2 protein-coding genes and 1 pseudogene are annotated in these 3,405 nt (G+C 69.4%); all 3 read right to left on the reverse strand.

Annotated elements, in window-relative coordinates:
• Positions 1–1,099: 1,099 nt before the first annotated feature.
• Positions 1,100–1,966, reverse strand: coding sequence for a hypothetical protein (locus DFP88_RS16690; RefSeq protein ID WP_110815824.1), 867 nt, complete (start codon positions 1,964–1,966; stop codon positions 1,100–1,102).
• On the reverse strand, positions 1,963–2,784 hold the full coding sequence (locus tag DFP88_RS16695; RefSeq protein WP_146227571.1) for a hypothetical protein: 822 nt from the start codon (positions 2,782–2,784) through the stop codon (positions 1,963–1,965). Before DFP88_RS16695 ends, DFP88_RS16690 begins: the two co-directional genes overlap by 4 nt.
• A gap of 294 nt (positions 2,785–3,078) precedes the next feature.
• Positions 3,079–3,405: pseudogene (locus DFP88_RS17180) on the reverse strand (hypothetical protein); the annotation flags it as partial.

A 3,405-nucleotide genomic window follows, 5' to 3' on the forward strand; every position in this document is an offset into this window, starting at 1 on the left:
GCGCCCGGCGCGCTTGCCATGAAACTACCCCCCGACTACCAATCTCAAACCGGCAGACTCTCATTATGAATGAGGGACGATCGGGGGGCAGGTCACCTGCAATACGCCTGCAGCTCCGATTGCGACCCCGCTGATAGCCGTAACGACGAAGATCCGTGTTAGAAGCATGTGTGTCCTCGCAGGTAGTCGGAGTCAGATCAGCCGTGTTTCTGGGACCAGTACCATGTCGACAGTTTTGGTCAACAACACCCTATGCACCCTTGGCGCGAGCCGATCAGCTCCCGACCGAAAAGCCGGACAGTCGCAAGAGCGTATGGCCGCTGCATGCTGGTCTCTAAGTACGAGGAGGTAAGACCCGGGCGAAATGCAAACGCGCTAACGGAGGCTGCCAAGCATGTTTGCGGTGAAAACCTCATAGTCGGGGGTATCATGTCAGAGCTGACCACAAGACTGGGCGTGCATCCGACGATGACACGCTATTTGACGAAGGTTCGACTCAAGGGGCAGCAAGCGGCTAGAGGAAGTGGGACAGGCGTGACAGCGAATGGTCCGCCGCCGGCCAGATCAAACCTTAGTTCGCGCAGGTCGGCCGGTCCGCATGCGGGACGGCAGGAGCCTGCTTTCGCGGCTGAAGGTGCAGGCTCGCGGATGCTGTAGCCTTGCGGTCGTTTCGAGGATCAGTGCGACGTGCCGCGAGGGGCCCAGAAGGCCCCTCGCCAATCTACATCGCCTTCGACCCGCCGTCGGAAGAATGCGCTGCAGGGTAGCAGAGCGAAAGCCCCTGAACCTGCTCATCGATCACAGCGCCTGGCCGACGTCGGAGGCGCTCTACCTCTCTTGTGCAGCAGAGAGCCGACACTGCCGCTGCGCCTCTACCCCCCTTACTCCACCAAGTGGGCTTTTTTCCTGAAATAGCCGCGCACGAAAAGAAAGGTTGGGAGCGCGGTCACCGCGAGGTGGCCCAGATTTTCAGACCACCCCCGGTCCCCTGCGCCGCGACGGCGGGAGCCCCTGCCCCTGCCGCCGCCGCTGGCCTTGCCGCCTGGTCCGTCGCTGCCGGTCCGGCTCTCCTGCCGCCGCCGGCGCGCGGCGCTGCCGCTTACGCCTCCTCCTCCTCGACCGGCCAGCTGGCGCGCGTGCCGTAGAAGGCCGCTTCCATGCGCGGGCGCGGGGTCGGGCCCGAGAGACGGTCGAGGGCCGCGGCGAGCGCCGCCGTTGCCGCCTGCACCGTGGCGCCGCCCAGGCCCCAGTTGTGCTTCTTCAGCAGGCCCGAGACCGTCAGCCCCTCGACGAAGACGCCGTCGACCAGCTGCCGGTCGCTGATCGCACGCCGCGGCCTGGCGTCCGCGCCCCGCTTCGAGGGGCGCACCCGGCGGATCGGCATCGCCACCCCGTCCCCGATCCGGCGCTGCAGCGCCACCAGCCGCCGCCGCTCTTCCAGCCGCGCCTCGTTGACGTCACCGCCGCGGCCGCCGGCGGAGCGGCCGCCGGTCATCTGCATCGAGGAGCCGCGCATGTCGCTGGCCTCGCAGCGCTCGAAGAGCGCGGCGTAGTGCCGGCCCATCTCCACCTGCGCCGGTGTCAGCGCCACCTTGGTCTTCTTCTGCGCCGCCTGGTGCGCCATGACGTCCACGGCGTCGGCGCGCCGCATCGTCTGCCGGCCGCGGTAGCCGATGGGCTGCAGCTCGAAGCCGGTCTCTCCCGTCGGGCACATCCCCTGCATCGTCACCACGCGCACGGCGCCGCGCGCCGGCGCCTCGGGCGCGGCATCGCCGGTGCTGACCGGCACAGCGCCGGAGGCGCGCACCAGCCGCATGCGCTCCGCCTCGGGCAACCGGCCCCAGGCGGCGCGCCGGGCCCGGGCGATCGAGCCCATCTCGTCTACCAGCGCCTGCTGCTCTGCCTTCGGCAGCGCCTCGAGTGCCGCGCGACCGTCGCCGATGATCTCTGCCAGCCTGTCCTTCATCGGGCCACCTCCTCTGCCGTCCGTGTCGTGTCTTGCGCAGGATCGGTCTGCCCTACCTGCTTCTCGCGCTGTACGCGCGCGACCAGCGCCTCGACGCGGGCGAGCGTGCTGCGGTACCAGCGCTCCCACTCCAGGTCCTGCGCGTCGTTGCGCACTTCCCGCGCCCGGCGGTCGGAGATCACCTCCAGCCGCCGGCGGTTCTGCTGCGCCCGCTGCGCGACCATGGCCCGGGCCTGCGGCGTCAGCGGCGGCGCCTTCTTCTTCTCGAACCAGAGGAAGGTCTCGACCAGCGTGCCGGCCTCCACCGCCCGTGGCCCCTCGACCGAGCGGAACCAGCGCACCAGCGCCGGCACCTCCTCGAGCGGGCGCGGCTGGACGATCTCCGCAAAGCCGCGGAAGGTCGCGGGGTCCGGCCAGAAGCAGCGCGCCGAGCCCTCGCCCTTGGAGGCGAGCATGCCGCGCAGGGCGGAGAGACTGGCGTCGCTCATGTAGCCCAGCTCGTCCGCCAGAGCGTCGAGGCTGCGGCGCGCCTCCCCCGCGTCCGTGCCGCGCCGGAAGCGGAAGCCGAGCGGCGTCAGCAGCAGGCGCCGGACGCGGTCGCGGTTGCTCTCCTCGGGCTGCTGCACGCCCTGCCCCGGCTCTCCGGGCTGCTGGCTTCCCTCTACGGTATGCGCTGACTCTCCGGCCTGCTGCGCACCCTGCTCTGCGCATCCCTCTGCGCCCTGCCCCGGCCCTTCGGCCTGCTGTCGGGCCCCTGGCCTCTCTGCGCCCTTCCACTGGTCCCCGTACTGCTGCCGGGTCTCTGGTGCTGCCATCATGGCCGTCACCTCCTTCTCTGCGCCTGCTGGAGTTATCCACAGGCTCGCCCTCTGGGTTCTGTCCGCTGTCCTTGTCCTTCTCTTCTCTTTCTTCTCTCAGAGCGGACTGTCCGGACCTGGCCGGACTTGTCCGATCCGTCCGTGGACATGTCCGGACAGTCCGGGACAGATCAGGACAGATCGGGTCGAAAGCGTTGTTTTGCGGGGCTCATCGCCCCTCTGGCCGGTCTGGCGCTATTCTGTCCGCCGGACAGAACCGGACTGTCCGGGACAGTCCGCGGACACTCCGCGGCCTCAGCGTCTGGGGGCACCTCCGATCCAGCGCTCGCGCACCGCCACCTGGAATACCTTGTCGTAGGCATCCTGCCGCCGCTGCCCGCGCACATGCTTGGCCAGCCAGGCATCCATCCGCTCGACCAGCACATCGTCGGCCACGACAGCGCGGTCGTAGCCCGCCGCCGTCATCCGCTCGCGCAGCCGCATGATCCGCTTGCGCACCGCGTCGTCGCCGCGCTTGAGCTCCGAGACCTCGCGCCGCGCCAGCTGGTCCTGCACCGTGTCCAGCACCACCCGGTGCATCAGCCGCACCTCCCCCTCCGACAGGCAGGGCGTCCAGTGGTG

The sequence above is a fragment of the Pseudoroseicyclus aestuarii genome (assembly GCF_003217255.1).
GTDB lineage: Bacteria > Pseudomonadota > Alphaproteobacteria > Rhodobacterales > Rhodobacteraceae > Pseudoroseicyclus > Pseudoroseicyclus aestuarii.

Excerpts from the sequence above, each read along its gene's own strand:
- DFP88_RS16690 (WP_110815824.1), bottom strand. The coding sequence starts at position 1,966 with ATGAAGGACAGGCTGGCAGAGATCATCGGCGACGGTCGCGCGGCACTC.
- DFP88_RS16695 (WP_146227571.1), bottom strand. The coding sequence starts at position 2,784 with ATGATGGCAGCACCAGAGACCCGGCAGCAGTACGGGGACCAGTGGAAG.